Annotated in this window: 23 protein-coding genes; 6 read left to right on the plus strand and 17 right to left on the minus strand. The window is 44.0% G+C overall.

Annotation, left to right across the window (positions count from 1 at the left end; translation table 11 throughout):
- Positions 1–85: 85 nt before the first annotated feature.
- The 11 genes from MSG36_RS20100 to MSG36_RS20150 form a co-directional block, all read right to left on the minus strand.
- On the minus strand, positions 86–1462 hold the full coding sequence (locus MSG36_RS20100) for an O-antigen ligase family protein (protein ID WP_248369468.1): 1377 nt from the start codon (positions 1460–1462) through the stop codon (positions 86–88).
- Between the two features lie 251 nt (positions 1463–1713).
- Entirely contained in the window at positions 1714–2820 is a 1107-nt protein-coding gene (locus MSG36_RS20105; protein WP_050052517.1) for a glycosyltransferase family 4 protein, read from the minus strand.
- A complete protein-coding gene (locus MSG36_RS20110) occupies positions 2801–4312 on the minus strand; it encodes a sigma-54 dependent transcriptional regulator (protein ID WP_248369471.1) in 1512 nt (503 codons plus the stop codon). The genes MSG36_RS20105 and MSG36_RS20110 overlap by 20 nt, the downstream gene beginning before the upstream one ends.
- A 164-nt stretch (positions 4313–4476) precedes the next feature.
- Complete coding sequence (locus tag MSG36_RS20115) at positions 4477–4881, minus strand: Hpt domain-containing protein (protein ID WP_248369472.1); 405 nt, start codon at positions 4879–4881, stop codon at positions 4477–4479.
- Positions 4882–5260: 379 nt separating this feature from the next.
- Positions 5261–6493, minus strand: coding sequence for a glycine betaine/L-proline ABC transporter ATP-binding protein (locus MSG36_RS20120; RefSeq protein ID WP_050634350.1), 1233 nt, complete (start codon positions 6491–6493; stop codon positions 5261–5263).
- Positions 6486–7385, minus strand: a complete 900-nt coding sequence (locus MSG36_RS20125) for a proline/glycine betaine ABC transporter permease (protein ID WP_019823103.1) — start codon at positions 7383–7385, stop codon at positions 6486–6488. Before MSG36_RS20125 ends, MSG36_RS20120 begins: the two co-directional genes overlap by 8 nt.
- A gap of 147 nt (positions 7386–7532) precedes the next feature.
- Positions 7533–8525 (minus strand): ABC transporter substrate-binding protein, encoded by a 993-nt coding sequence (locus MSG36_RS20130; protein ID WP_052878420.1) that lies wholly within the window; start codon positions 8523–8525, stop codon positions 7533–7535.
- A gap of 555 nt (positions 8526–9080) precedes the next feature.
- Positions 9081–9770 carry a tyrosine-protein kinase family protein gene (locus tag MSG36_RS20135; protein WP_048612053.1) on the minus strand — a complete coding sequence of 230 codons (690 nt, stop codon included), beginning with the start codon at positions 9768–9770 and terminating at the stop codon, positions 9081–9083.
- Positions 9770–11869: an SLBB domain-containing protein gene (locus MSG36_RS20140; RefSeq protein ID WP_048611051.1), complete on the minus strand. Its 2100-nt coding sequence runs from the start codon at positions 11867–11869 to the stop codon at positions 9770–9772. The genes MSG36_RS20135 and MSG36_RS20140 overlap by 1 nt, the downstream gene beginning before the upstream one ends.
- Positions 11866–12702, minus strand: a complete 837-nt coding sequence (locus MSG36_RS20145; protein WP_248369474.1) for an OmpA family protein — start codon at positions 12700–12702, stop codon at positions 11866–11868. Before MSG36_RS20145 ends, MSG36_RS20140 begins: the two co-directional genes overlap by 4 nt.
- A 62-nt stretch (positions 12703–12764) precedes the next feature.
- Positions 12765–13094: an STAS domain-containing protein gene (locus tag MSG36_RS20150; RefSeq protein WP_004733793.1), complete on the minus strand. Its 330-nt coding sequence runs from the start codon at positions 13092–13094 to the stop codon at positions 12765–12767.
- A gap of 311 nt (positions 13095–13405) precedes the next feature.
- Here MSG36_RS20150 and MSG36_RS20155 point away from each other — a divergent pair, with 311 nt between their 5' ends.
- Complete coding sequence (locus MSG36_RS20155) at positions 13406–14248, plus strand: DNA ligase (RefSeq protein ID WP_048611046.1); 843 nt, start codon at positions 13406–13408, stop codon at positions 14246–14248.
- Positions 14249–14348: 100 nt separating this feature from the next.
- Here the strand turns inward: MSG36_RS20155 and MSG36_RS20160 are convergent, their stop codons facing one another.
- Positions 14349–15719, minus strand: a complete 1371-nt coding sequence (locus MSG36_RS20160; RefSeq protein ID WP_048611045.1) for an MATE family efflux transporter — start codon at positions 15717–15719, stop codon at positions 14349–14351.
- Between the two features lie 161 nt (positions 15720–15880).
- Here MSG36_RS20160 and MSG36_RS20165 point away from each other — a divergent pair, with 161 nt between their 5' ends.
- Positions 15881–16489, plus strand: coding sequence for a riboflavin synthase subunit alpha (locus tag MSG36_RS20165; RefSeq protein ID WP_248369476.1), 609 nt, complete (start codon positions 15881–15883; stop codon positions 16487–16489).
- A 185-nt stretch (positions 16490–16674) separates the two neighbouring features.
- Here MSG36_RS20165 and MSG36_RS20170 read toward each other — a convergent pair whose 3' ends face one another.
- Together MSG36_RS20170 and MSG36_RS20175 are read right to left on the minus strand one after the other, a co-directional pair.
- Positions 16675–16878, minus strand: coding sequence for a CPXCG motif-containing cysteine-rich protein (locus MSG36_RS20170; protein ID WP_004733789.1), 204 nt, complete (start codon positions 16876–16878; stop codon positions 16675–16677).
- Between the two features lie 111 nt (positions 16879–16989).
- Complete coding sequence (locus MSG36_RS20175; protein ID WP_048611040.1) at positions 16990–17856, minus strand: fructosamine kinase family protein; 867 nt, start codon at positions 17854–17856, stop codon at positions 16990–16992.
- Between the two features lie 586 nt (positions 17857–18442).
- On the opposite strand from MSG36_RS20175, the gene MSG36_RS20180 reads away from it, so the two are divergent.
- Positions 18443–18787 carry a DUF3802 family protein gene (locus tag MSG36_RS20180; RefSeq protein ID WP_010440912.1) on the plus strand — a complete coding sequence of 115 codons (345 nt, stop codon included), beginning with the start codon at positions 18443–18445 and terminating at the stop codon, positions 18785–18787.
- 108 nt (positions 18788–18895) lie between these two features.
- Here MSG36_RS20180 and MSG36_RS20185 read toward each other — a convergent pair whose 3' ends face one another.
- A complete protein-coding gene (locus tag MSG36_RS20185; RefSeq protein WP_061039002.1) occupies positions 18896–19381 on the minus strand; it encodes an NlpC/P60 family protein in 486 nt (161 codons plus the stop codon).
- 104 nt (positions 19382–19485) lie between these two features.
- On the opposite strand from MSG36_RS20185, the gene MSG36_RS20190 reads away from it, so the two are divergent.
- Positions 19486–21531 (plus strand): methyl-accepting chemotaxis protein, encoded by a 2046-nt coding sequence (locus MSG36_RS20190; RefSeq protein WP_061039001.1) that lies wholly within the window; start codon positions 19486–19488, stop codon positions 21529–21531.
- 189 nt (positions 21532–21720) lie between these two features.
- Here MSG36_RS20190 and MSG36_RS20195 read toward each other — a convergent pair whose 3' ends face one another.
- Positions 21721–22524, minus strand: a complete 804-nt coding sequence (locus tag MSG36_RS20195; RefSeq protein WP_248369478.1) for a sterol desaturase family protein — start codon at positions 22522–22524, stop codon at positions 21721–21723.
- Positions 22525–22592: 68 nt separating this feature from the next.
- Between MSG36_RS20195 and MSG36_RS20200 the strand changes: the two genes are divergently transcribed.
- Both MSG36_RS20200 and nagK read left to right on the plus strand, forming a co-directional pair.
- Entirely contained in the window at positions 22593–23339 is a 747-nt protein-coding gene (locus tag MSG36_RS20200; RefSeq protein ID WP_248369480.1) for a tRNA-uridine aminocarboxypropyltransferase, read from the plus strand.
- A gap of 163 nt (positions 23340–23502) precedes the next feature.
- Positions 23503–24411 carry an N-acetylglucosamine kinase gene (gene nagK, locus MSG36_RS20205; protein WP_050621335.1) on the plus strand — a complete coding sequence of 303 codons (909 nt, stop codon included), beginning with the start codon at positions 23503–23505 and terminating at the stop codon, positions 24409–24411.
- A gap of 186 nt (positions 24412–24597) precedes the next feature.
- Here the strand turns inward: nagK and MSG36_RS20210 are convergent, their stop codons facing one another.
- Positions 24598–24864 (minus strand): DUF2960 family protein, encoded by a 267-nt coding sequence (locus MSG36_RS20210; protein ID WP_017063882.1) that lies wholly within the window; start codon positions 24862–24864, stop codon positions 24598–24600.
- Between the last annotated feature and the right edge of the window lie 9 nt (positions 24865–24873).

Raw genomic sequence — 24873 nt, forward strand, 5'->3', positions numbered from 1 at the left:
ATCCTCTATTTTGTTATATAGAAGTACTTTCATATACTGTGCCATCTAATAAACACAATATTTTCAATGAGTTAAAATATAGCTTTTAGGTTTTCTCATTTTGACAGGCAGTTTGAGATACGTTTGAGACGCAAACTGTGAGTGCTGCGAGGATATAAATCGGCCAGTTGAAGCCTTGAGTTAAAAATGTACCCGACACGATTGTTCCAATCAGACCTGCATAGATCGCATAGGCGACCGCATTAAGCTCGGGGTCGATTTCTGTGGTCGAGTTTTTTAATCTCGTTAGCGTAGAGCGAGAGGTTTTGATCAAAGAAACGATAAGGCAGACAAAAATGATCAGACCAATAAAGCCAGTCTCTGCTAACACACCAAACCAAGTACTGTGAACGGCGTGATTCAGTCCGTCCCAGTGCGAACTATAAAAGAAGTAGTTCGAGAAGAAGTTGTTCAACCCTACGCCAGTCAGAGGGTTCTCGACTGCCATTTTTACTGCTGCTTCCCATGCATAGATTCGTCCCATTGCAGATTCATCGATACCTTGTTCAGCTGCACCCCCAGAAGATCTGTCTGAGATCCCAGCAACCAAGTAGAGCACCACGGCCGCGACAGTTCCCACTGAGATTAAGAGAACTTTAGAGCGCACTAGTTTCCACGCAAAAATACCAATTACCGCAATACACCCCAGTAGTCCGCCACGGCTTTGGGTCGCAATAATGGCGGCGAGTAGTAACAGACAGACTAAGGCACTGATTAAACGTTTGGACCTTGAGATGCCAGTCGTGGTGGCTTGGCTTATTGTAAAGGCGAGTGGGAACATCAGTACCAGTGCTAGGTCGTTCGGGTCGCCTAACATAGAGCCAAAATCGCGGCCAATAGTCACACGTGAGCCTTCAACAAGCCCAATGCCATTTACTGAGTTGTACACTGCAATAGAGCTGACTAAAGCGCCCGCGTAGATAATCGTCATCGCGGTTTTTGCTAGATTTTCCGTGGTGTTTACTAACCAAGTAATCGCAAGCGTCATCACGATAATTTTCCAATAAACACCTTTGAATTCTGCCAGTGCTATGGGCCTGTTAGACGCGAAGATAATACCAATGAAAACCAACACCCAAAATATGGCGAGCCAATTTAAACAAGGGTGCCAGAAGATTTTAAGTTCTTTACTGATTAATGCATGCCAGAGAAGAGCCGACAGAGCACCTAGTGAAAGCATCAGCGGTATTTTTAACGAATAGAGCTGAGGTACGGCTTCGTGAATTCGGAAAAATGAAAAGACAACGAACAATAGAACTAACCAGAATGTCTTGTTTAACACGAATAACCCGGCCAATGGCACAAGAGCGAGCGCAACAATGACAGCAGGGTGAGGCACAAAGTACCAAACAACACCAAGCCCAACACACAAGGTGCTGATCGTGATGATGACTGGCAATCTATTGGCTTCAGGGTTGACCATTGTGACCTCTATTGGCAAATAAACTCTTCATGACTCGGCTCGTAATCTTTTAAGACGTAGTTACGCCTGATGTTAAAGATTGCAAAGTGAGTGCCAGTTATGCATTTTATTTAACTAACTGATTTACTGTTGGATTATTAAGTGAGGGCGTAGCCTTGAGGTGAGTTTTGTCATTTTGAGAATCAGTATAAAACTGACTAAAGCACTTAAATCATCAAGCCCAAATGACCAGTTAACTACTAAGACGAGTATTAACGGTCGAGTTGATAGATTTCCAACAACTGCGGGACAACAGCTTGTGGCGAGTATTGGTTTTTGACGGTTTCTATCGCGTTACTCTTGAGAGAGTCACGTTGCTCGTTCGTCAATGATATCCACAAAGATAAAAACTGTTGTAGCTCGACCTGTGAATTGGCGAGGTAGCCGTTAACTTGATGCTTGATGAGCTTAGGCAAGTTACCAACTGAGGTGGCGAGAACGGGAATGCCACGAATCATGGCTTCTAATGCCGCCATAGGTAAGCCTTCAAAGCGAGAAGGGATGATTAACAGATCGATTTGGCTCCAGACGTCATCCATATTGGTCTGATGCCCATGAAAGGTCACATTATCAGGCTGCGATTTAACTAAGACGTCCATTTCTGGTCCGTCACCAAAAAGCTCAAACCGAACATCAGGAAACTGTTTGGCTAATGCGACAAATCGATCCGGCGCTTTTTCATGGCTCAATCGCCCCACAAAACCAACATGGAATGGGCTTGATGAAGGGGAGTTTGTTAACCCAGTTGGAACTTTAACAAAGTTATTCAATTGATAGGTTTTACTCGGTACCTTCGCTTTAATCTTCTCACTGACCACGAGCGACTGATCGGAAAGAAAGCTGCTGTAACGGTCGAGCCAGTCATAAAGCCATACTTTGCCTGTTGGGGTTTCACCTGCGTGATAAGTGGTGATTTGCTTTGTGTTGTTTAAGCGAGGTTGGATCTTGATGAGCTTGCTGACCAAACTGGCTTTGTAACCATGAGCATGGATAAGCCTTGGCTGATAATGTTGAACTGCACGTTTAAGCTGTGTCGCGCTATTGCTGCTTGAATCTGCAGAGCAAGAGGCTAAATCGGAAAGGTAACTAAAAGGGATGTTCAGCGTATTCAACTTTTCAACGATGATCGCTTCAGGATTAAACTTAGTTAAAAGAACGATGCGAACAGCCTCTGAATACTGAGCGCTTTCAGAGATCAGGCCTTGTGCTAATTCTAAAACATGCGTTTCTATGCCTCCAAAAGTTTGGCTGTCGATCAACAGCCAAATCTCATGAAGGTTTACGTTAAGTACACCTTGGCTAGGCTTGATTGTACTCATCTTCCGATTCCCAAGCCTGTTTCTTACGATAAACAGTAGAAGGGCTCAGTTCTAACAGCACAGCAGCGTTTAACACATTCCCATCGCAATGATTGATGGCATGTTGAATGGCTTCACGTTCTATTTGCCACATTGGACGAATAGCACCTTCGCTTGTGGTAAATGCAGGCGTCATCGGCTCGTTGTGAGTTTGAGCCACTGACGATTGTTCCAACTCTTCCGGAGTAATCGGTGGCAACTTAGCTTCTGGTGCTTCAACAACTGCAGGTTGGGGCGCAGTTACTCGAATTGGTGTCACTGATTTAGATGATGGAGCTACATCTACTTTATTAATCGGAGGCGGTAACATGTCTTTAGTCACGCTCGTTTCATTGTTCAACACCACGATGTTACGGATGACGTTTTGCAACTGACGTACGTTGCCTGGCCAAACGTAACGTTTAAATAGGTTCTGCGTTTCTTTGTCTATTGATTTAAACTTCTTCTTATCTTGCTTCGCGTACAGCTTCAAGAAATGATTGCAAAGGGTGACAATGTCACTTCCTCGCTCGCGAAGCGGCGGCATCTCAATAGGCACAACGTGAACACGATAGTAAAGGTCTTCTCTGAAGCGTCCTTCTTCTACTTCGACCAGTGGGTCGCGGTTGGTCGCACAGATAATTCTGACGTCCACTTTAATCTCGCGGTTGCCACCGAGTGGGGTAAACGTACCGGTTTGCAAAAATCTGAGGAGCTTCTTCTGCATCTCCAGTTCCATTTCACAAAGCTCATCGAGAAATAGGGTGCCGCCATGCGCTTGCATTGCTGCTCCTTTACGGTCGGTTGTTGCGCCGGTAAACGCACCTTTTACGTGACCGAAGATTTCACTTTCCATTAGGTCTCGAGGGATAGCACCACAGTTAATAGCCACGAAAGGTTTATCATTACGCTGACTCTCTTGGTGAATCGCTTCCGCACACACTTCTTTACCTGTACCACTTTCGCCGTTAATAAACACGCTGGCAGTGGTTGGTGCTACCGAATCAATGATCTTGTAAACCGCCTGCATGGGTAGGCAAGAGCCAATGAAATTATGAAAACGATCACGATCGAATTTGCTTTGCATGTTATCGACGAGGTTTTCGAGTTTCGCTCTTTTTAGATGCAAGCTAACAGAGGTCTTGAGTCGATCGGCTTGAATGGGTTTCTCTAAGAAGTCTTCTGCACCGCGTTGGATAAGGTCTACCGCGATGTTTACTGAACCATGCGCTGTCGCGATGATGACAGCGGTCGGTATTTCGTTAGCAGTAATCCAATCTAAGACTTCTTCGCCTGGCATGTCAGGAAGCTTAAGGTCGAGAATCACAAGCTGTGGAGAGTGCCTTTCAATGAAGGTCTTAGCTTCCGCGCCGGTTTCGACGTGGAAAATATCATAGGGCTCGTCTTTTACGTACTGCTTGTAGAGTACGGCGAGTGAGGTGGAGTCTTCAACTAACAATACTTTAGGGCGCATTGTGTATTCCTTTTGAAACTTTATCCTAACCAATCAATAACATAGTGACATGTAACCATCAATACGATTCGAATGTAATTGTTATCTACCGCATGCAATCTCTTAATATCACTTTGTGTTATGGGAGTGCGCTGTGAATAGATACATGAGCTGTGAGAAAACGATCAGCTGAATCCCACTTCTTTTCGTTCAAGTAGGGCATTGATTGAGCGGTCTGCAAGTTCGAGCAACTCATCAATTCGAAGAAACGCTTCGTCATGTTGCTGCTCTAAACATTGTTGTTCTAAAGCACGTGATAACTCGCCCAATGGACGGTTACCTAACGAAAGCGCAGTACTGCCGAGAGTATGTACCTCGAACTCGAGTGTTTGAGCGTCTCGATTGCTTGTAGCTTCTCTGATCGCCACTAAACGAGTTTGTGATTCTGCCACGTAATGGTCGATTAATATGGGGATGATGTCCGCACTGGTGTCCCGAATCATTTGCTCCAGAACGCTTTCATCAACAAGCTCGAGGTCTACTTGGTTAGTTACATTTTGAGGTGTGTCTGACGTTAAAGTCGAATTCATCAAACGATGTCCTTTTGTTAAGTCGTAATCCAATACGTCTGCTTGAGCTTAATATCGATAGGTACTATTAAGTTTTAGTCATTTTCTAGAATAATTTCAACTGCTTGCCTTAAAAACTATGGCATAAAATCGTGCTGATAGACGTTTTCTAACACTCTAGCTATGGATGTAACAAGTTGATTTTACGAGTTTTTACTTATGAAATATGAACTTAAGTGTCTAACAAACGATTCGCAAAGAGGAGATGCCTTAGAAAAGGCTGAACAAAACTAAAGGCCACTGCATCAAATCAATACAGTGGCCTAGGTTAAGTTGGTGCGTAGAATCCAGTTACGCTAAGGATTAGATTCTGTCCAATTACAGTAAAATAGCGTTTAGGCTAAGAAGCTTTAGCTATCTTTGGCTTTGGGTCGGCTTCTATTTCTTCCTCGCTACTTTCCGAGAAGATATCAGCAACAGCGCTTCTCTCTAATTCACCTTTTAGATTACCGTCTTCATCCACAACCGGAAGAGAGTAGTCACAAGACATAGTGTCTGGTAGCACTTCTTCAATCACCGCATCAGGTAAGATGGCAGGGACTTCTTCGTATATCTCATCACTAAAGTCATGTACCGATGAATCTTCAACGGCGTCTTGTAGGCTCTCTTGTGTGACTAGGCCTTGATAGCCGTCATCCGTTACGTGATAAGCGTAATCGTTTTTAAGCATCTTCATTTGTGCCAGAGCACCTTCAATCGTTTCTGATGTGATTCGATAGAGAGGAGGCTGCATAACGGTTTCAACGGTCAATGCGCGAGCACGGTTTACGTCTTTCACGAACGCTTCCACGTAATCATCGGCTGGATTTAGCAGAATCTCATGTGGTGTGCCTTGTTGTACTAACTCGCCGTCTTTCAAAATTGCGATTCTATCGCCTAGGCGGAGTGCTTCGTCCAGATCATGAGTGATGAAAACAATCGTCTTATGAAGCTTCTCTTGAAGTTCGATAAGCTGATCTTGCATTTCACTTCGAATCAAAGGGTCGAGTGCCGAAAAGGCTTCATCCATTAACAAGATTTCAGCGTTAGTACACAGAGCGCGAGAAAGGCCAACACGTTGTTGCTGACCACCTGAAAGTTGCGCTGGGTATTGCTTGCCGTAACCTTTTAAGCCCACCGTTTCTAACCATTCGTTGGCTTTCGCTAAACGGTCTTCTTTTTTGATGCCTTGTACTTCCAACCCGTACGCAACGTTTTCAACCACAGTGCGATGAGGCATTAAGCCAAAGCGTTGGAATACCATCGACATTTTATGACGACGGAACTCTTCTAGCTGTTTAGTGTTGAGGCTCATCACATCAATGCCTTCAACCATGATCTTACCTTGAGTCGGGTCAATCAAACGGTTGAAGTGGCGAATCAGCGTCGATTTACCCGAGCCAGAAAGCCCCATGATTACGAAGATTTCGCCACGGTTAATCTCAAGGTTAATCTCTTTTAAACCAACGGTATGACCCGTATCCGCAAGAATCTGATCTTTGTGTTCGCCGTTTTGAACTCGGTTCATAACAGACATTGGTTTCGGTCCAAACACCTTGTATAGACCACTAATTTCAATCAATGGTTTAGTCATGCTTGAATCCTCCTAAATGCGCATTAGTTCTTCTTGCGTACGCCTGAGAAGCGCGGTCAAAAAGGATTGCGAGGGCAACGATGGCGAAACCATTCATCAAGCCTAATGTGAAGTACTGGTTAGTAATCGATTTGAGAACCGGTTGTCCTAGGCCTTTCACACCAATCATGGATGCTATAACAACCATAGACAGTGCCATCATGATGGTTTGGTTGATACCCGCCATGATCGTTGGCATTGCTAACGGAAGTTGAACACCCCATAAGCGTTGCTTTTTGCTCGCACCAAAAGCGGTAGCGGCTTCAAGGACTTCCTTGTCGACTAGGCGTATGCCTAGGTTAGTTAAACGAATCACAGGTGGAATCGCGTAGATAACCACGGCGATTAGCCCTGGAATTTTACCGATGCCCAGTAGCATTACCACTGGAATCAAATAAACGAATGCAGGCATGGTTTGCATGATATCGAGCATCGGCGTAACGATAGATTGCGCTCGATTTGAACGAGCCATCGCAATGCCAATCGGAATGCCTAAGAATATCGAAACCAAGGTACACACAGTAATGATACTGAGCGTCCGCATGGTGTCTTCCCACATTCCAAAGTAACCAATGAGAAGTAGAGATACAACACAACCTAAAGCCAGTTTCCAAGAACGGCTTGCTGCGTAGACAAGGCTGGTACACACAGCCAGGACTATAATCCAAGGTGTTGAGATAAGAAGTTTTTCAAACCAAACAAGGAATGAAAGAAGAGGGTCAAAGAGAGATTCAATCATTTCGCCGTATTCACGGGAAAATTCACGGTATGCGCCATCTAGCGTCTTTTTTATGGTTCGTAAATCACCGCGTTCCATCTCTGGAAAGCTTGATAACCAATTGCTGTCAGCCATTTTATATCCTTATAGTTCGGAGCCACTTGTCCATGCGATAAGAAAATCAGCAATGAAAAGGGCTCCGAATCATGAATAACATCAAGTATAGCGACGTTATTTCTATTTTATTGTTGAAGCGTAATTACTTGTTATTAAATCAAGCTCTTACAGCTCTGCTTCAACTTTCTTAGCCACTTCTTCAGAAACCCATGGGTGCCATACTTCTGGGAATTCACTTAAGAAATGCAGACTCGCTTCTTCGCCATCAGCTTGGTTGTCTTCCATCCAAGCAAGTAGCGAGTTCATTTTGTCGTTTGTGAAACCACGTTTAGTAAAGTAGTCGTATGCTTCAGGAGCACGTGACGCAAAACTTTCAGTGGTAATCGTGTGGACAGGTGAAGGCGGGTACATGGTTGCTTTTGGCGATTCACAATCTTCTTTGGTGGTACAGTTAAGGAACTCTTGCTCATTAACGCCACTGCCAAAGTCGACTTTAACCATGTCGTATTTACCTAGCACAGCGGTCGGTGCCCAGTAGTAACCAAACCAAGCTTCTTCACGTTCATACGCTTTTGCGATAGAGCCAGATAAGCCGGCACTCGAGCCTGGATCAACAATCGTGAAACCGCTGTTTTCTAGCTCAAGAGCATTAAACAAGTTTCCGGCGCTGATCTGACAGTTCCAGCCTGCAGGGCAGCTGTAGAATGCAGATGTATCTGGGTCTTCAGGGTGTTTGAATAAGCTTGCGTTTTTGCGTACGCCTTCGATGGTTGCCATTTCAGGGTACTGTTTAACTAGGTAAGCTGGAACCCAAAAGCCTTCTTCGCCGCCGTTCACAAGTGCTTTACCTGCGTAGCGAAGACGTTTTTCTTCAACACCTTTATCTAATGCGTCTTTTAAGCTGTTGCTCCAAAGTTCAGGTGCAACATCAGGCTGGCCTTTTTCGATCATAGACGTGCCTGTTGGCATAGTGTCGCCAGGGATAAGTTCAGCATCACACCCATAACCATGTTCAAGGATGAATTGGTCGATATTGGCGATCAGTGTTGCAGAGTTCCAGTTCATATCTGCGATTGTTACGCTGCCACATTCTCCAGCGTTAGCATTACCGCTGGCTGCTGCTACTAACAAAAATACGGAGCTTAACTTGTATTTCATATTGAGTTTCCTTTCTCTTTAATAATACAACTAAGGTAACCAAGGTAAATTGATTATCTAAATTGCTCGATGGTGATCCTTTCCGTGTATTTGAACCATTTGAGCAGAAGGAGGGATGGGTGAAGTTTGAATAGATAAACGTGCAAAGTCAGTGAAGTGTGATTTGCCAATTCATCCACTGTGTTTCAACAGCCATCGGATAACTTTGTCAAACTATTACAAATTCGTCAAAAACCACCTCTATTTATAATCTTAGGGAATAATCGTACGAATTCCATCTTTGATTCGATTTACATGGCACTTTAACCGTCTGTGTCACATTACCGCTAAAGTTAGGCGTGGGGCTGTTGATTTTTGAAGGGATTTAAAGGTGGTAAGACCATGGTTGATGTGTGTGAAATGCGTTGAATGGTTTTTAAAATCTTATTTTTAATAATAATTTCGCCAAAAACACCCAATTTGGTTTTGAGTTATTAAGAATTTTCGGGGCTTGAAGTCTAATAGGATAGGTGGCTGTCATGATTTTAATGACAGCCAGAAAGTAGCAAAAGAAAGCTACATTGGAAGGTTCAAAAATTCATTTTGATACAGCTTGTTTGCCAAGCTATCGCGAAGCTTAACGGGGATGAATTTCATTCGATTGATTTGTCTGACCAACTCTTGTGCAAAGCTGGGTTTTTGTTTCATGTTCATCACGCAGCCCATTAGGTTGATGCTTTGTGCATCAAGCAGCTTTTTCGCTTGTTCTAGGTGGTGAGTCGACGTTTCACCATAGGCGACAACCATCAGTGTACTGTCACAAGCGCTCGCGACAGACTGCGCCGGAATATTGCCTTTGTTTATGTTGAGAAGCGGTGAGGTATCAATGATGACTCTGTCGTATTTCTCTAACCATTTGTTGACTACTTTTTGTAACGTTGTCGGATCTTTATAAGCCAATTGCGTTGAAGCAACTTGTGGAGCAGGGACACCGATAAACGTGCGCTGAGATTCAACGTGTTCTATCAATTGGCCTTGCTGATTGTCTTCTAGCATATTCAAATCTTTGAAAGCAGGGTTGAACAAGTTGAGATCAACATAAAGCGTTGAATGACCCGCAAGAAGAAAACGCTCGGCTAATGCGGTTGCAATAGATGTTACCCCGTCACCTGAATGGCAGGCGGTGACGCATATTGATTTTTGGCCGTTAAGTTCAGAAGCTAAATACAGTTGCTCGACTTCGGCATGGGTCGCTGAAATAGTCATTATAAAGCTCCTATTAATACGATGGTGGTCGTAATACGCAGTATGTCATCAAGTCCGACACGTGCTTTTTCAATAAAGCTTTCGCGACGGTCTGGAATGTAAATCGTGTCACCAGCGCGTAGCACCGGCAGGTTGTAAATGTTCGCCGTTTTACTGAACTCTACAAGGTCAAAAGTACGAGCCTGACCTTGGCAGCAAGACATATTCACAATGGTAATTTTCTCTACGTAAGCATTGTCGGTAGGGCCTGCTGCTTCTGCCAGAATATCTAGAATGGTCATGTTGTCGTTGAACACATAACGCCCCGGATTGTTAATAGCACCAAGCACACGAACGGTTTCTTCTTTCGGTGTATCTAGCCAGTTTTTGCCTTTCTCTGGGATGTAAATTGTGTCGCCAGTGGTTACGTTTGGCAGTAACGATTCGTCACCGGTTTCGAAGTACAGTGATAAGTTAAGTTTGCTTACTTGCGAATAGGTTTTGTCACGATGCGTTACTCGAACGTTGTGGATGTCAGCATCCTTTGTTGGACCGTCAGCCGCAGACAAGATATCAAGGAAGTGCATGTCTTTGGTGAAGCGGTAACGACCGGGCGCATTCACTTGTCCAAAGATGTAGATCGAAGCATCAGAGCTTTGACGAACCCATTGTGATTTATTGTCTGAAGGATCTTGTGGCAAGTCGTGAACGCGCACGATAGAACCCGCGCGAATTTGTGGCATTTGGTCACGTGGCGCGCCATTTCGAATGAAATCATCAAGGTTAAATACAACCAACTTTCTACCAGTCACGACTTCAATTTTCGATGTGTCAGCGCGTAGCGTAGGGCCGCCGACGTGTGCCAGTAATCCCATGAAGTTCATTTCGTCTGACCATTCAATACGACCAGGTCGATTTACCTCACCAATCACGTTAACTGCTCGGTCTGGCGTGATTTTCAACCAAGACTTCTCGTTCATGTCGGTTTTCTCAGGAACGAAAATCGCGTCACCCGCTTTGATGCTTGGAGGGTTAGAGTTTGGTAAGCCTTCGGTGTAAGCCGCTAAATCGAATTTAAGCACTCTGCCATCTGCTTTGATGACACGGATTTGTCGTGACTCTGCAAATCGAGTTGGGCCGCCCGCATTGGCAAGGATATCCATAAATGTCGCGTCTCTCTTGCCTTCAAAAGCACCTGGAGCTGCGACTTCACCCATCACGTAAACCATGTTTGCGCCAGATTTGATCTCTTCTTCTTGCTTAGGAACGAAAATGGTCGCACCCGGGCGTAAAATTGGAAGCAGGCTTTCGTCACCAGAGTCTAAGTAACGTTTTAGGTTGAATAGCGTTGGTGTGTTGTTTGAGATTACTCGGATTTGTTCAACACTGGCATAACGAGTTACACCGCCTGAACGCATAAGTACGTCGACAAGGTCGGTGTTCTCTTTGTAAGTGAACGAACCCGGCGCGTTTACCTCACCAAACACTTTGATGGAGTTACGAGAGTCGGCACTGTCGCCTGAGTTAGCAAGCTTTGCTGCATCGAACTCTTGTTCAATGTTACCGACTAATGGAGAAGCTGGAACGAACAGTGAATCCAGTGATTGCAGAGTAGGTAATGTCGACTCGTCTCCTGAATCAAGGAATCGTTTGTAGTTAAACTCTTTCTTATCTGCGCCTCGCTTTAGAATAAGCTTGTCCAGTTGTGCGCCCGGGCGTAAACCACCTGCAGCGTAAAGTGCCATTTGGATGCTAGAACCTAATGCGAGCGTGTATTCGCCAGGCTGTTCTACATAACCTTGCACGTAGATGATGATTTGCTGCTCTTTTACATACACTGAAGCGTTCGAAAGATCCTTATAAGCGGTTGCCAGCGACTCTAGAACGACTTTGTTAAGCTGCTCACTGTCGTAACCTGCAACAAACACTGCGCCTACTTCAGGAAGGGTAATACGGCCACGCTTATCCACTTGGAACCCCGTGTTTAAGGTACTTTCACCAGGTACGTTAACTTGGATAAGGTCACCGACTTGAACTGCGTCTGAAAACTCATCGTTAGCATTGACGACATTGGCAAAGCATAACGATAGGGTGATGATAAAAGCGATCAAGGATTTCATAGTCCACCTCCCATTTTCTCGGCATTCTTAGGCGAGATGATTTCGATACTCACTCGGCGGTTCGTTAAACGCGTGCCGTCGGATTCACCTTCAAAAAGAGGGACGGTTTCGCCAACAGAGACGGCTTTGATTCGTTGAGCGCCTAGACCAAAAATAGTCAGGTAGCGTTCGACTTGTTTCGCTCGTCCAAGTGCTAACTTATCGTTGTATTCTTCGGTGCCTGTCGCATCAGCATGGCCGGTAACAACAAGGTCTAGAGATTTGTGTTCTTTGAGTAGGCTGGTTGCTTCCGCAAGTCTTCCCATGTACTTCGGGTTTACTTCAATCGAATCTTCCGCGAATTGGTTATCAACATTAAGTAGGTCATACAACTGTTCGATAACTGACAGTTGCATTCTAAATTGGGTTTCATTTTTTGGTGGCTCACAGCGGGCTTGAGAGGTTACGTAATCCAGTTGGACTTCAAGTTCATTTAGGCGTTTTCTTTGGATCACTAAGTCGTTGGCTGCATCCAGTAGTAGACCACCTTGAAGTTCACGAGCAATACGATTTTGCTTTTCGATCGCTTGGACAACAGCAGCGGGGAAGCACCAACGAGCGCCTTCTTGGATCAAGGCATCAAGGTGCAATTTAGCAAGCTGCCAATCAAAACGTAATCCATGTTCTGGACCAAGAGGCTCGTCTGGCATAACAGGAGAGAAGTCTGAGTTTTGATAGTTGATAGAATCATAACTTTCCGCCAACCCCCCTGTGCCTTGTTCAGGATAGCTAGTACAGCCACCCAGAACGAGAGCGGACAGAGAAAGGGCTATGTAGTTTTTCAGTATTTTCATGCCAACGTCCTATGTTTCTAATTTTTATTATTATTTTTTGTTACTTCTAGCTTAGTGGATCTTCATGAATTTGTAGGATTTTTTGAATTTACTGGGATAGCGTGGCCAATACGTAGTAGGTTCATAATTTCAAGAGGCTGACCAGTCACATTTTCAAGTCGCATGTTGCGTTCGCGCTCAGTCAGGCGTTTGAACATATAAACAATCGCGCCAACACCAGATGAATCTAAAAACTCGACCTGGCTAAAATCAACTTCGATTTCAGGGTGGCCATCGTTAGAAATCACATCATCGATGTCTGTTTGTGCATCACGACTGCCTGCTGCATCCAAATCACCGAAGATAGAAAGCGTCAGTGTCGTTGTATTCAAATCAATCTTACGTAGTTCCATAGCGATATCTCCTTTTAAGTATGTATGGACAATTGCACTGAATGTGCCAACTTTTATATTGTTATTTTTCAATGAGTTATATTTAGTGCGAATTCCCATCTCATATTGAGAAAAGACGTTTCTCAATATGAGAACTAAAAACGGCGGAACATATGAGAGTTATAAGTCATTAATTTAATGAATAAACGCAAAGGTTAGATAAGGTTGATGAGTGGATCGCATCTTCTGCCAAAGATTGTCTAACTGCGTGTTAGAGCGCTTAGGATTAAAGACATTTGTTGACCACTACAGATATTAATACGGAGCAGATGATGAGATTAACCAAACTGGCTTTAGCCACTCTGTGGGCGTGTTCGCTTTCATCTCATTCATCCTATTTACCTCCTGACCATTTGGTGCTTGCAAACTCCTACCAGCAAGGCATAGATGTTTCTGAATACTGGAAGAGTGAAAAACTTGATGGGATTCGGGCTCTATGGGATGGACAGCACCTTTATACACGCAATGGCAATCGCATTTACTCACCTAAGTGGTTTACTGAAAACTTGCCTAAGGTCCATCTCGAAGGAGAGTTGTGGGCAGGAAGGGGCAAGTTCCACCTCGTTCAATCTACCGTTCTCGATCATACGCCGAGTGACACAGCATGGCGCCAAATCGATTTCATGCTGTTTGATATGCCCGGCGCCGCAGGAGATTATCAAAAGCGCTATTACAACATTTTGCATTGGGTAAGCGTGATTGGAGAATCTCATGTCGGCTACATAGAACATGTACCAATTCACAGTGAAGAGGCTTTATTTCATCAACTTGATAATGTCGATGAGCGTAATGGTGAAGGTTTGATGCTTAGAAAGATCACCAGTCGTTATCAAGCAGGCCGAAGTAATGATTTGTTAAAGCTTAAAAGGCATCATGATGCCGAAGCCACGGTTATTGGCTACAAGGGAGGTACAGGGAAGTATAAAGGGATGATGGGTTCAATTTTGGTTCACACAGAAGAGGGTGTGGAATTTTATATCGGCAGCGGGTTCAGTGACCAAATGAGACTCGCACCGCCAGAGATCGGCAGCCGTATTACCTTTCGCTACAATGGTTTTACTCAAAACGGAAAACCCAAGTTTGCCCGCTTTGTTCGAGAGAAGAGTGAATATTAAGGCAGATACGATCTACCTGACCATTAAACGAAAAGAGCCCTGAAAATCAGAGCTCTTTTTTGTATTCGAAATCAGATAGACCGACTTAGTGAGTGCGAATCTAGCGTGAACTAAACTCTAGCTGTACGTCGTCGTCTTGTTTATGCATCCAGTGTAGTCGCATACCCAGCATAATCGCTGCTGATGTTAGACCGACAATGAAACCAATCCAGAAACCGTGCGCGCCCATAGGTTCAACAATCCAATCTTTCATTCCTAAGATGTATCCGATAGGAAGGCCAAGCAACCAGTAAGCAACGAACGTAATATTGAAGATTGAACGCATGTCTTTGTAGCCACGTAGAGCACCTGCAGCGATAACTTGGATGGCGTCAGTGCATTGATAAACCGCCGCGAACAACAGCAACTGCATTGCAACGGTAATTACCGCAGTGTTCTCTGTGTAAAGTAATGCAACCTGCTCTCTAAACAGAACCGTTAACGCCGCTGTCATTAAGGCTGTAACTAAACCAACAATGATACCCACGTGTGTCGCTATCTTAGCGCCTTCGGTGTTGTTTTCGCCCAACTTATGGCCAACGCGAATACTCACGGCAGCACCGATACTCATTGGAATCATGAAAACCAGCGAAGAGAAGTTGATCGCGACTTGGTGCGCGGCAACAATCAATGAACCCAATGGTGCAACTAACAGAGAAACCACCGCAAACAGAGTTACCTCGAAGAAGATAGCGGCCGCCACTGGGAAACCAAGTCTAAACAGACGGATTTGAGCTTTAAGTTGAGGCTTGTGGAACGTACCGAAGATGTTGATTTTCGCCAAACGCTTTGATGTTAAAACGTAAGCGAACAGCAGAGCAAACATCACCCAATATACGATAGCCGTTGCCACGCCACAGCCAACACCACCCAGAGCAGGAGCACCAAGTTTTCCGTATACGAACATCCAGTTCAGCGGGATGTTTAATAGCAAGCCAATAAAACCAATCACCATTGCAGGCTTAGTTAAAGACATACCATCGGTAAAGCTTCGCAATGTTTGGAACAACAAAAACGCAGGTACAGCAAACATCACTGCATTCATATAACCGATGGTCTTTTCCGCCATGAGTTGTTCAATGTCCATCCACTCCAATATCAATTGTGTCTGGAACAGGACGCCAATGATAGGAAGAGAGATAACGAGCGCTAAAAACGCACCTTGTTGAATCTCAAATGGAATTTTAACTTGTCGACCAGAACCATTCAGCTGTGCAACGACAGGAACCAACGCCATCAATAGACCGACACCAAATAAGATAGATGGTAGCCAGATACTTGCTGCAATCGAAACCGCCGCCATATCGATAGCACTTACGCCACCGGCCATTACGGTATCAACAAAACCCATTCCAGTTTGTGCAACAGATGCGATCAATACTGGGGTCGCAAGTTTGATTAGATTCGAGGATTCTTCTTTGTAACGATGCACAAACAACTCCAAATAAGAGGGAAAATTAGAATAATAGTGTAGGAAAGGACATTCTGAAGGAATCAGAGACAATGATCTTAAGCTTCCACTGGACGAATCATAAAGAAATGTCACAATAACTGCTATGAAAAACTGTTATTAGAATGCTAAATAGGAATCTTATGTTTACAGGTATCGTTCAAGGCATGGCAACACTGGTTGCTATAAACAAAAAAGAGTTGTTTCAAACTCATACCATTGAGTTAAGTGACGAAATGGTTGAGGGATTAGCAATTGGTGCTTCAGTAGCTCATAACGGTTGTTGCTTAACGGTAACGGAAATTTCAGGTAACCAGATTGCTTTTGATTTAATGCAAGCGACATTGCGATTGACGAACTTAGGTCGGCTAAATGTTGGTGACAAAGTGAATGTTGAGCGTGCAGCAAAGTTTGGTGACGAAATTGGCGGGCATAGCATGTCTGGCCACATTACTTTGATGGCTAATCTCGTTGATGTGATTAAGACAGAAAACAACCGCACGCTTTGGTTTGAGCTGCCTCAAGAATCAATGAAGTATGTGTTGAGCAAGGGCTACATCGGCGTTGATGGTTGTTCATTGACGATTGGTGAAGTGGAAGGGAACCGTTTCTCTGTTCACCTGATCCCAGAAACGCTGAATCGCACTCTGTTTGGCGGCCGTGAAGTAGGCGACCAAGTAAACATTGAGTTTGATCCTCAAACACAAGCGATTGTTGATACTGTTGAACGTGTACTAGCAAACCAAAAATAGTAGTTGCGGTTTATCAACAGCACTTGCTTAAAAAGCGCTGACTAAGTCAACGTCGAAGACATTAAAAAAGAGCACATTGAGTGCTCTTTTTCTATTTGTATGTATCTGCGTTTTTTTAGGCTAGCCTCAAAATCGAGGGTAGCTTTAAATAGAGGTGTAGATCCAACTCGACAAGAGAGTAGGTGTTAGAAGACTTGTTCGTCGTCTGCATCAATCGAGAGATTAATCCTGTCTCTTACTTCATCTACCTGCATGTCTAGGTGAATGGCATTGCAACACGCTGGGCAATCGTCATAAAAATCTTGGCTCCCATTAGAAGCATCAAGCGTTATGCTGATGGCATGCCCACAGTGGGGGCAGGAGACATGTTTCTCTGTGTATTTATGCATCGCGAATTCTCCTCACTGTAACTTGTTCCAATCGTAGTAGCTTTATCGATCGCAGTAGCTTGTATAGATCGTAGTAACTTTATAGAACGACTTAGCTCGCTGTGATTGGTATTAAACGGCCTGTATCTTCTGAATGCATGCTTCAGTTTGTGCTAAATATTCGCCGCCAAATTGATTGCAGTGGTTAAGAAGATGGTACAAGTTGTAAATGTCTTTCCGATCAGTATAGCCAACGTCGAGTGGATTGACGCTCTGGTAACCGTCATAAAACTCTTTTGGAAATCCTTCAAACAATTCCGTTAACGCCAAATCGCATTCATGATCGCCCCAGTAACAAGCCGGGTCGTAACAGATTGGCCCAAAGGCTGAATTTGCTACATTGCCATTCCAAAGATCCCCATGAAGCAAAGAAGGGCGAGGGTTGTGGCCGGCAAGACGCATATTCACCACATCAACGATGTCATCAATATCACCAAACTCGATGCCTTTCTCTTTGAGCAGTTGCAGTTGGAAACCAATGCGTTGCTCAGAGAAAAAGCGCCCCCATTTCTTATGCCAAGGGTTGGGTTGAAGTGTGCTGCCGATATAGTTGTCTTGGTCGCAACCAAACTCTTTTTGCTCGCCCCATTGATGAAGCTGCGCAAGCTGAACGCCGAAATCGAAGCTATTGTTGCCCGTCTCAAGCGGCTTGGTAGGTAAGTAATTGAGAATAATGAACGAGCACTCTTTGGTTTTGCCAATAAGCACCAACTCAGGAACGTAAACGGTGGAGGTTTCTCTTAACAAGCGTAAGTTCTCAGCTTCAATTTCAAACTTAGGTAAAAATTCTCGCTGATTCACTTTCACAAAGTAACGTTCATTACCATCGCTGATCATATAGCAATCGTTAATGTCGCCACCAGAAACTTTGGTACGTTCAGTAATCTGAAAGTTAAATAGAAGAGTATCTGAAAGTTGTTGAGAAATGGCCTGCCACATAGGAAATCCTCAAAGACTGAAAGTTAAAAAGATTGAAGGTTAGAAATACTGTTTGTTTAATAGCAATAGTTTAGGATAAATCTGAACAATTTATAGACGCACTCGTCAATGTTCTTAGCTCTTCTTCATCTTACGCAGAATCAATTGGCCGAATTGTGAACTCGAACTGATTCAAGCTCTTTGAAATACAAACATAAATTGAAAACCTGACGTGATGAAATAGTTTGGAACTGGTCTCACAATCGAAACGGTTTTGAACGCCACAAACTGGAAAAGTGGTTTGAGCTTGTTATTGTCTACCAACCAATTTAAATGAGCTTTTAGAGTAAGTTGAAAGGGCTATTGTTAACTGGCGCAATACTTTGCTTCAAAGTTTGTCTTACACTTTGTTAGGCGTGAATTTACTTATGGCTCAAGTAGGCAGGTATACCACTTAACCCTATATCGATTTAAATTTAGGCTGAAATACTAACTAGGATCATTTTAATGCGGTTTTGGGCAATAAAGTGATGACAAATAGCTTCATTTACATAGTATTAGGCAAGTACGTATTAATCTGCGCTAGAGCTTAAAACGGAGAATTATTGTGGTTGTAGAAACCGATGGCTATTTGGCTTTAATCGAGCACCTATCATTCAACCTTGATGTGTTTACCAATAGTAATGGTGATACTGGAAACGAAAGTGTCGAAGACATTGTTACCGACATGATTTCAACGAACATCATGGCTATTTTCGAGCAAAACCCAGAGTTGCATTCGAGCGTTCGTTTTCAGCTTTTGAAAGAAGCCGATGCGGTAGTAGCGGATCTTGGTGAAGTATTAGCGGGTGTGTGGGCTAAGAAAGCGACTAACGAACAAATTGTATTCCTTGATGAGTACATCGCGTTAGTGAAGAACCTGTTTGATACTGCTGTTGCTAAATACGACTAACGGTTTGTTTGTCCATTTATTGTCGTAATTAGTCAGCATAAATAAAAACGGGCGTTTAAGTCGTATCTTTCTAGAGTTACCTCGCTCAGCGGTTTATCTTTCGAACCGCTATAAACGCCTAAAGTGCCAAAACTTGGATGCCCAGTAGGGGTTATCTAACCTAGAAATAATGACACCTTTAGATGTCGAGGCATGTAGGAATTGGTTGTTTCCTAAGTAAACGCCTACGTGTCGCACCGTCATCGAAGTCTTGAAAAACACCAAGTCACCGCTTGTTGCTTCCCCATACGCAATTTCTTTTCCCTTTTTACTCTGGTCTTTTGTGGTTCTTGGTAGGGCTTGTTGAGTCGCATTTTGCACGGCGATTTGAACAAAAGCAGAGCAATCTATACCTCGAAATGATGTCCCACCGAAATGGTATGGCACACCTTTCCACTGTTCATACACGTTCATATAAGCGTTTGTAGTCAATTGTTCTGACTTTGATAAAGGTTTCTGTGCGGTTTGACTAAGCTGAGAAGGCGATGGTGACGAGCTACAAGCAGCCAATGTTGCTAAAGTTATTGTAACTACAGCCATTTTTCTGATTTTCATATGTAACTCTTCTGACAAAAAACTGAAATAAAAACGTCATCAAGGACTTCTAGTATACGAACTAACTTAAGGATATCTCTTTTCGTAGTCAAACTGGATTTCACATGCCCGACACAAATTTATCAATAAAACCCTCACGTTATACATTCTCGCTCATTCAAACCGTCACTGCTGTATTTATTTCCATTCTTTTACTCGTTAGTTTTTTATCAATGGTTAGCATTCGGGGCGTTGAACGGGTCGGGGGACATTTTGATGCACTCTCGGAACAAGCATTACCCCTTGCTCTACATAATGCCGAATTAACGCAAAGCGTATTAGAACAAGTAAAACTTCTCACTTACAGCACCCAATCAACCGACTTAGATACACTGAATGCCACAAGGGGCTCAATTGACCAACTCGCGACAGAGAGCAATACCACGCTAGAGGAACTCCTTTTTATCTCCCAATCTTTTCCTGATGCAATCTCTTTAGAGCAACAACAAAACCTTGTCGATGACATGGCGCAATTGCAAACCATGACCAACACGGTACTGCTGGCGCAGATCGAAATTCAAAGTAAGCAAAATCTGATCGACAGTAAAATGGGCGAGTTCCGTTATGGCGTTGGGTCTATCGGACCAGAAATGAATAGAATCAGCTCATTCTTGGTTGAAGACAACCCAGAAGCGAGCGATGCAGCGAACCGATTTACATCCAGCGCGTCTGCTATGGCGAACACCTTCTTGATGCTGATGATGCAATCTGACATTGATAAAGCACAAGACGAATACCGTCAATTGAGAAACCGAATCGCAGGCCTTAACTTGGCTTACAGCGATTTTGCCGATTGGCACCCAGACATCGCTGAGTTCGCGAGCTTAACGGCGCCTTACGAGATGGTGAAAGAAGGCTTTACCGAAGAAGGCGTAATAAAACAAATCCTCTTGAAACTCGAACTGGTTCAGCAGCAAGAGCAGAACTTAACGCAAGTCATTAACTTAGCGAACACCGTCATTAGCACATTGAATCAGCTGTCTTCTACCGCTTCCCACCTGATTGATGAAAGTGAACTGATTGTAAATCAAACCATCACCAATATTGATCGTGTATTGTTTATCAGCGGGTTAGTGATTGCCGTAATCATTGTGATTTCGTGGTTCGTGTTACGCCGTTGGATGAATAAAGGACTTAAAAACATTACTCAACAGTTGAGTTCACTGGCAGATCATGACTTCTCTAAACAGAGCGAATTGCTTGGGCCGCTAGAGCTGCAAGTTATTACTTCAAAGCTCAATACGGTCGTTGATTCAACCGCAGACTCGGTTCGTTTAGTAACGCGTAACTGTGAGACGCTTTATCAAACGGCTGAAGTAAGCCATGACGCTGCAGAGCAAACCAATTCGAGCTTGAACGAACAGAACGAATCACTTCAAAATATGATCACCACCATTACTGAACTAGAAGCATCGATTGGTGAGATAGCTCGTATCTCTAACGCATCGAACGACGATGCACAAATAGCCGAAGATGAGTCAGTGAATGGTAGCCAAGTGGTTGGCCTTAACCAACAACGATTACAAGCGCTTGAGCAGTCTCTTAGCATGAGTGAAGAGTCGATGGCTGACTTGGATGGTCGAGTGAAACAGATTCGTGAAATGGTCGACATGATCAGTGGTATCGCTGAAAACACCAACTTGTTGGCATTGAACGCTGCGATAGAAGCGGCGCGAGCAGGTGAACAAGGTCGAGGTTTTGCGGTAGTTGCAGACGAAGTGCGTAAATTGGCGAGCGGCACATCCCAGCAAACCACCAATATTCGTAGCATGATGAACGAACTAGTAGCAGCAGCCGATCGCTCACGTGCTTCCGTAACGGAATCGAGAAGTGAGATGGCCAATGCACTGCAAACCAGTGGCGATGTAAGACAAGCCTTCGAGAAAATCGAATTCGCGGTGAGCCAGATCAAAGGGCGTGTTGAGCAAATCATGGTGGCTACGGAAGAACAAGCTCGTGCGACTGTCGATGTAACCCATTCAATCACCCGAGTATCTGAGCAGGGCGAGAATACTAAGCTGCAACTTGAATCTATGATCGAGAGTTCAGAGCAAGTCGGAGAGATAGCAGGGCACCAACAAGCCATGCTTCATAAGTACGTTTTAAAGTAAACGAGCGTGCTGAAATAAGCGAGCGTGCTGAGTTAAGCCAAACAGCACAAGAGTTGAAGCCTAGCTGCTCTTATAATTCTATCGATACAGAAACGCCCTTAAATTCTCACATGAATCTAAGGGCGTTTTGTTTTCGGATTAAGCTAAGGTTGGTCTCAATATAATCTTGAGACTCAACCGAATTCGAACCTAATCTTTCGTTGTCGGGAATCGTGCAAATGGCTGACGCAACATTAAATCTAGCCGTTGCTCTTTACCATCTTGAATCTCGGGAACACCAATATGCACCTTATCATGGCCAAGCTTGGGTTGGGCGCGGTAAGTCTTAAACCAGATGTCCCACACAGATAAAAAGAAACCAAAGTTTGAATGGGTTTCTTTCACAATGACCGAGTGATGAACGCGGTGCATGTCTGGTGTCACAATCACTTTTCTTAATCGTTTATCGAACCATAACGGAAGACGTGCATTGCTATGGTTAAACATCGCGCTGGCATTAAGAACAATTTCAAAGATCACGACAGCAATGACAGGCACACCAAGCGCGATCACCAAACTCACCTTGATGAGCATTGAAAGAATCATCTCAATAGGGTGAAAGCGCGTTCCGGTTGTGACATCAATATCGAGGTCCGCATGGTGAACTCGATGTAGCTTCCACAACCAAGGAACACGGTGAAACACCAAGTGCTGTAGGTAAATGGCACAATCCAAGAGCAATACACAGATCAGAATGGTGAGTTCTTTCGGAAGTGACAGGGTATTGAAAAAACCCCATTGGTTGTCTTGTGCGATAACCGCCGCTTGGAATGCTGCAATAGGAATTAGAGTGGCCAATAGAAAGCTGTTCAAAGCGACTAACGCAAAGTTGTTTCCCCAACGAAACCATTTACTCTGAGTCAGCGTTTTACGTGGAAAGCGGTATTCCCAAAGCGCACACAGTCCGAAAACGACAATAAAACAAACAAGGCGAAGCAGTGATGGGTCTTGCATGGGAATTCCTTCTATCATTCTAGGGACACTGTAAGTACAATCGTGCCACTTTTCTAGATTTATCGTTATTGTCCATGAGAATCCACGCTTTTCACCGTTTATATCAACACCGTTTGTCTCTTTCTACCAAGCCGTTTAACGCGCGCGGGTGTAAAGTGGTTCGATGTGAGTTCTGCAAAATCAAACAAGACAGCTGTATCTGTGAACATCAACCAGACGTAAATACGAACGTCGCGACCATGTTGATCTTATCGGACAACGAAATACTCAAGCCAAGTAATACCGGCCGTTTAATCCTTGATACCGTTAAAGACAGCTATGCCTACCTTTGGCACCGCACTGAACCGAATCAAGAGATGCTTGATGTGCTGAAAGACGATAAATATCAGCCAGTCGTGGTCTTTCCTGAAGATTATACCGATGACAAATCGCGCGTGGTTGCAGACCTTTGTGAGATGCGAGATTCGAACAAGACGTTGCTGCTGATTTTTATTGATGGCAGTTGGCGAGAAGCGCGGCGTATCTTCCGTCGTTCAGAGTATCTGCAAGACTTACCCGTGTTGTCGATTGAACCAGAATCGGTTTCGCAATACATGATGCGTAAGTCAGACAACGAACAACATCTTTCGACTGCAGAAGTGGCGAGCTTGGTTTTGAAACAGGCAGGTGAAGAGCAGGGCGCTCAGACTTTACAGCTGTGGTTTGAGACATTTCGCGAAAGCTACATGCTAAGTAAGACGCGTTATAAGTCCGATCCAACCAAACCAAGCCTGAACGCTTTCATAGAGCACACTAAAAATGAGACGTCACTCTAACCTTTAACCGCTTTGTGCTGACTTGTTGTTCAAACAGATTCGAACACGAGATAAGTTTGTTATCTATCACGGTTTGTAGGGGGAGTGTTATGGATAATGCTTCCTAGATGTTTAATTTGAAAAATTTATTTGCCCGAATTTAGGGAAAAATTGGAGAGATTTCATGTATTACGGCTTCGATGTTGGCGGCACAAAAATAGAGTTTGGTGCATTCAATGAAAAACTTGAGCGAGTAGCAACAGAACGCGTACCAACGCCTACTGAAGATTATCAACTGCTACTTGATACGATTGCCGGTTTGGTGAAGAAGTACGACAACGAATTTTCTTGCGAAGGTAAAATTGGTCTTGGTCTTCCTGGTATGGAAGATGCTGACGACGGCACAATGCTGGTTGTTAACGTGCCAGCTTCAACGGGGAAACCACTACGTAAAGACCTAGAAGCGCTTATTGGTCGTAGTGTGAAAATTGAAAATGATGCGAACTGTTTTGCGCTTTCAGAAGCGTGGGATGACGAGCTTAAAGACGAACCATCAGTAGCAGGCCTAATTCTAGGTACTGGTTTTGGTGGCGGTTTAGTTTACGAAGGAAAAGTGTTCTCTGGTCGTAACCACGTTGCTGGTGAACTGGGCCATATGCGTCTTCCTATTGATGCTTGGTTCCACCTTGGCGACAACGCACCGTTACTCGGTTGTGGTTGTGGCAAGAAAGGTTGTCTAGACAGCTACCTATCAGGTCGTGGCTTTGAATTGATTTACGAGCACTACTTCGGTGAGAAGAAGAAAGCAATCGAGATCATTCAAGCGTACAACGAAGGTGAAGCAAAAGCGGCTGAGCACGTTGATCGTTTCATGGAGCTATTGGCTATCTGTTTCGCGAACCTGTTTACCGGTCTTGATCCACACGTAGTTGCATTGGGTGGCGGGCTTTCAAACTTCGAACTTATCTACGAAGAGATGCCAAAGCGTATCCCTAAATACCTATTGTCTGTAGCGAAATGTCCAAAGATCATCAAAGCGAAGCATGGTGATTCAGGCGGCGTTCGTGGTGCTGCATTCCTTAACATTAAGTAGTCGTGACTTAAGATAAGCTAGCTAAGGTTAGATAGTTAAAAAGCACAAATAAAAATGCCGCAATCTCGAAAGAGGTTGCGGCATTTTTTATAGTTCAGTGTTTTCGTTTCTTTCGCTCTAAGAACTTAGAGCTTAACTACAAACGAAAAGCTAGAAGCGACATATCAAGAAAAGAGCCAAGAGGGATTACTTTTTCTTTTTACCAACACCAAGGTTGTCTTTTTGCTTCAACGTAAGCTTAGTAAAGCCAAGCTTGCGGAAGTAGTTGTCTTGGTAGTTGCGAACCGCTTTAGTATCAGAAATCAACTCAAGCTGTTGCTCAGTTTTTAGATACTCAGAGATGTCGATGCCTTCCGCTGCAGCAACAGCTTCTTGGATCGTGCGGTGTTCTTGTTTTGAAAACAGTAACTCTTTGTCTTCGTCTTTGTAAGTGTACAGAATGGTACGAGCCATGGTGCTCTC

The organism is Vibrio sp. 1CM8B (genome assembly GCF_023161685.1).
GTDB lineage: Bacteria > Pseudomonadota > Gammaproteobacteria > Enterobacterales > Vibrionaceae > Vibrio > Vibrio coralliirubri.

Excerpts from the sequence above, each read along its gene's own strand:
- nagK (WP_050621335.1), top strand. The coding sequence starts at position 23,503 with ATGTATTACGGCTTCGATGTTGGCGGCACAAAAATAGAGTTTGGTGCA.
- MSG36_RS20195 (WP_248369478.1), bottom strand. The coding sequence starts at position 22,524 with ATGCAAGACCCATCACTGCTTCGCCTTGTTTGTTTTATTGTCGTTTTC.
- MSG36_RS20125 (WP_019823103.1), bottom strand. The coding sequence starts at position 7,385 with ATGGCTGACAGCAATTGGTTATCAAGCTTTCCAGAGATGGAACGCGGT.
- MSG36_RS20120 (WP_050634350.1), bottom strand. The coding sequence starts at position 6,493 with ATGACTAAACCATTGATTGAAATTAGTGGTCTATACAAGGTGTTTGGA.
- MSG36_RS20175 (WP_048611040.1), bottom strand. The coding sequence starts at position 17,856 with ATGTGGCAGGCCATTTCTCAACAACTTTCAGATACTCTTCTATTTAAC.
- MSG36_RS20210 (WP_017063882.1), bottom strand. The coding sequence starts at position 24,864 with ATGGCTCGTACCATTCTGTACACTTACAAAGACGAAGACAAAGAGTTA.
- MSG36_RS20190 (WP_061039001.1), top strand. The coding sequence starts at position 19,486 with ATGCCCGACACAAATTTATCAATAAAACCCTCACGTTATACATTCTCG.
- MSG36_RS20185 (WP_061039002.1), bottom strand. The coding sequence starts at position 19,381 with ATGAAAATCAGAAAAATGGCTGTAGTTACAATAACTTTAGCAACATTG.
- MSG36_RS20115 (WP_248369472.1), bottom strand. The coding sequence starts at position 4,881 with ATGAATTCGACTTTAACGTCAGACACACCTCAAAATGTAACTAACCAA.
- MSG36_RS20135 (WP_048612053.1), bottom strand. The coding sequence starts at position 9,770 with ATGACTATTTCAGCGACCCATGCCGAAGTCGAGCAACTGTATTTAGCT.
- MSG36_RS20145 (WP_248369474.1), bottom strand. The coding sequence starts at position 12,702 with ATGAAAATACTGAAAAACTACATAGCCCTTTCTCTGTCCGCTCTCGTT.
- MSG36_RS20130 (WP_052878420.1), bottom strand. The coding sequence starts at position 8,525 with ATGAAATACAAGTTAAGCTCCGTATTTTTGTTAGTAGCAGCAGCCAGC.
- MSG36_RS20155 (WP_048611046.1), top strand. The coding sequence starts at position 13,406 with ATGAGATTAACCAAACTGGCTTTAGCCACTCTGTGGGCGTGTTCGCTT.
- MSG36_RS20110 (WP_248369471.1), bottom strand. The coding sequence starts at position 4,312 with ATGCGCCCTAAAGTATTGTTAGTTGAAGACTCCACCTCACTCGCCGTA.
- MSG36_RS20100 (WP_248369468.1), bottom strand. The coding sequence starts at position 1,462 with ATGGTCAACCCTGAAGCCAATAGATTGCCAGTCATCATCACGATCAGC.
- MSG36_RS20140 (WP_048611051.1), bottom strand. The coding sequence starts at position 11,869 with ATGAAATCCTTGATCGCTTTTATCATCACCCTATCGTTATGCTTTGCC.
- MSG36_RS20170 (WP_004733789.1), bottom strand. The coding sequence starts at position 16,878 with ATGCATAAATACACAGAGAAACATGTCTCCTGCCCCCACTGTGGGCAT.
- MSG36_RS20105 (WP_050052517.1), bottom strand. The coding sequence starts at position 2,820 with ATGAGTACAATCAAGCCTAGCCAAGGTGTACTTAACGTAAACCTTCAT.
- MSG36_RS20165 (WP_248369476.1), top strand. The coding sequence starts at position 15,881 with ATGTTTACAGGTATCGTTCAAGGCATGGCAACACTGGTTGCTATAAAC.
- MSG36_RS20150 (WP_004733793.1), bottom strand. The coding sequence starts at position 13,094 with ATGGAACTACGTAAGATTGATTTGAATACAACGACACTGACGCTTTCT.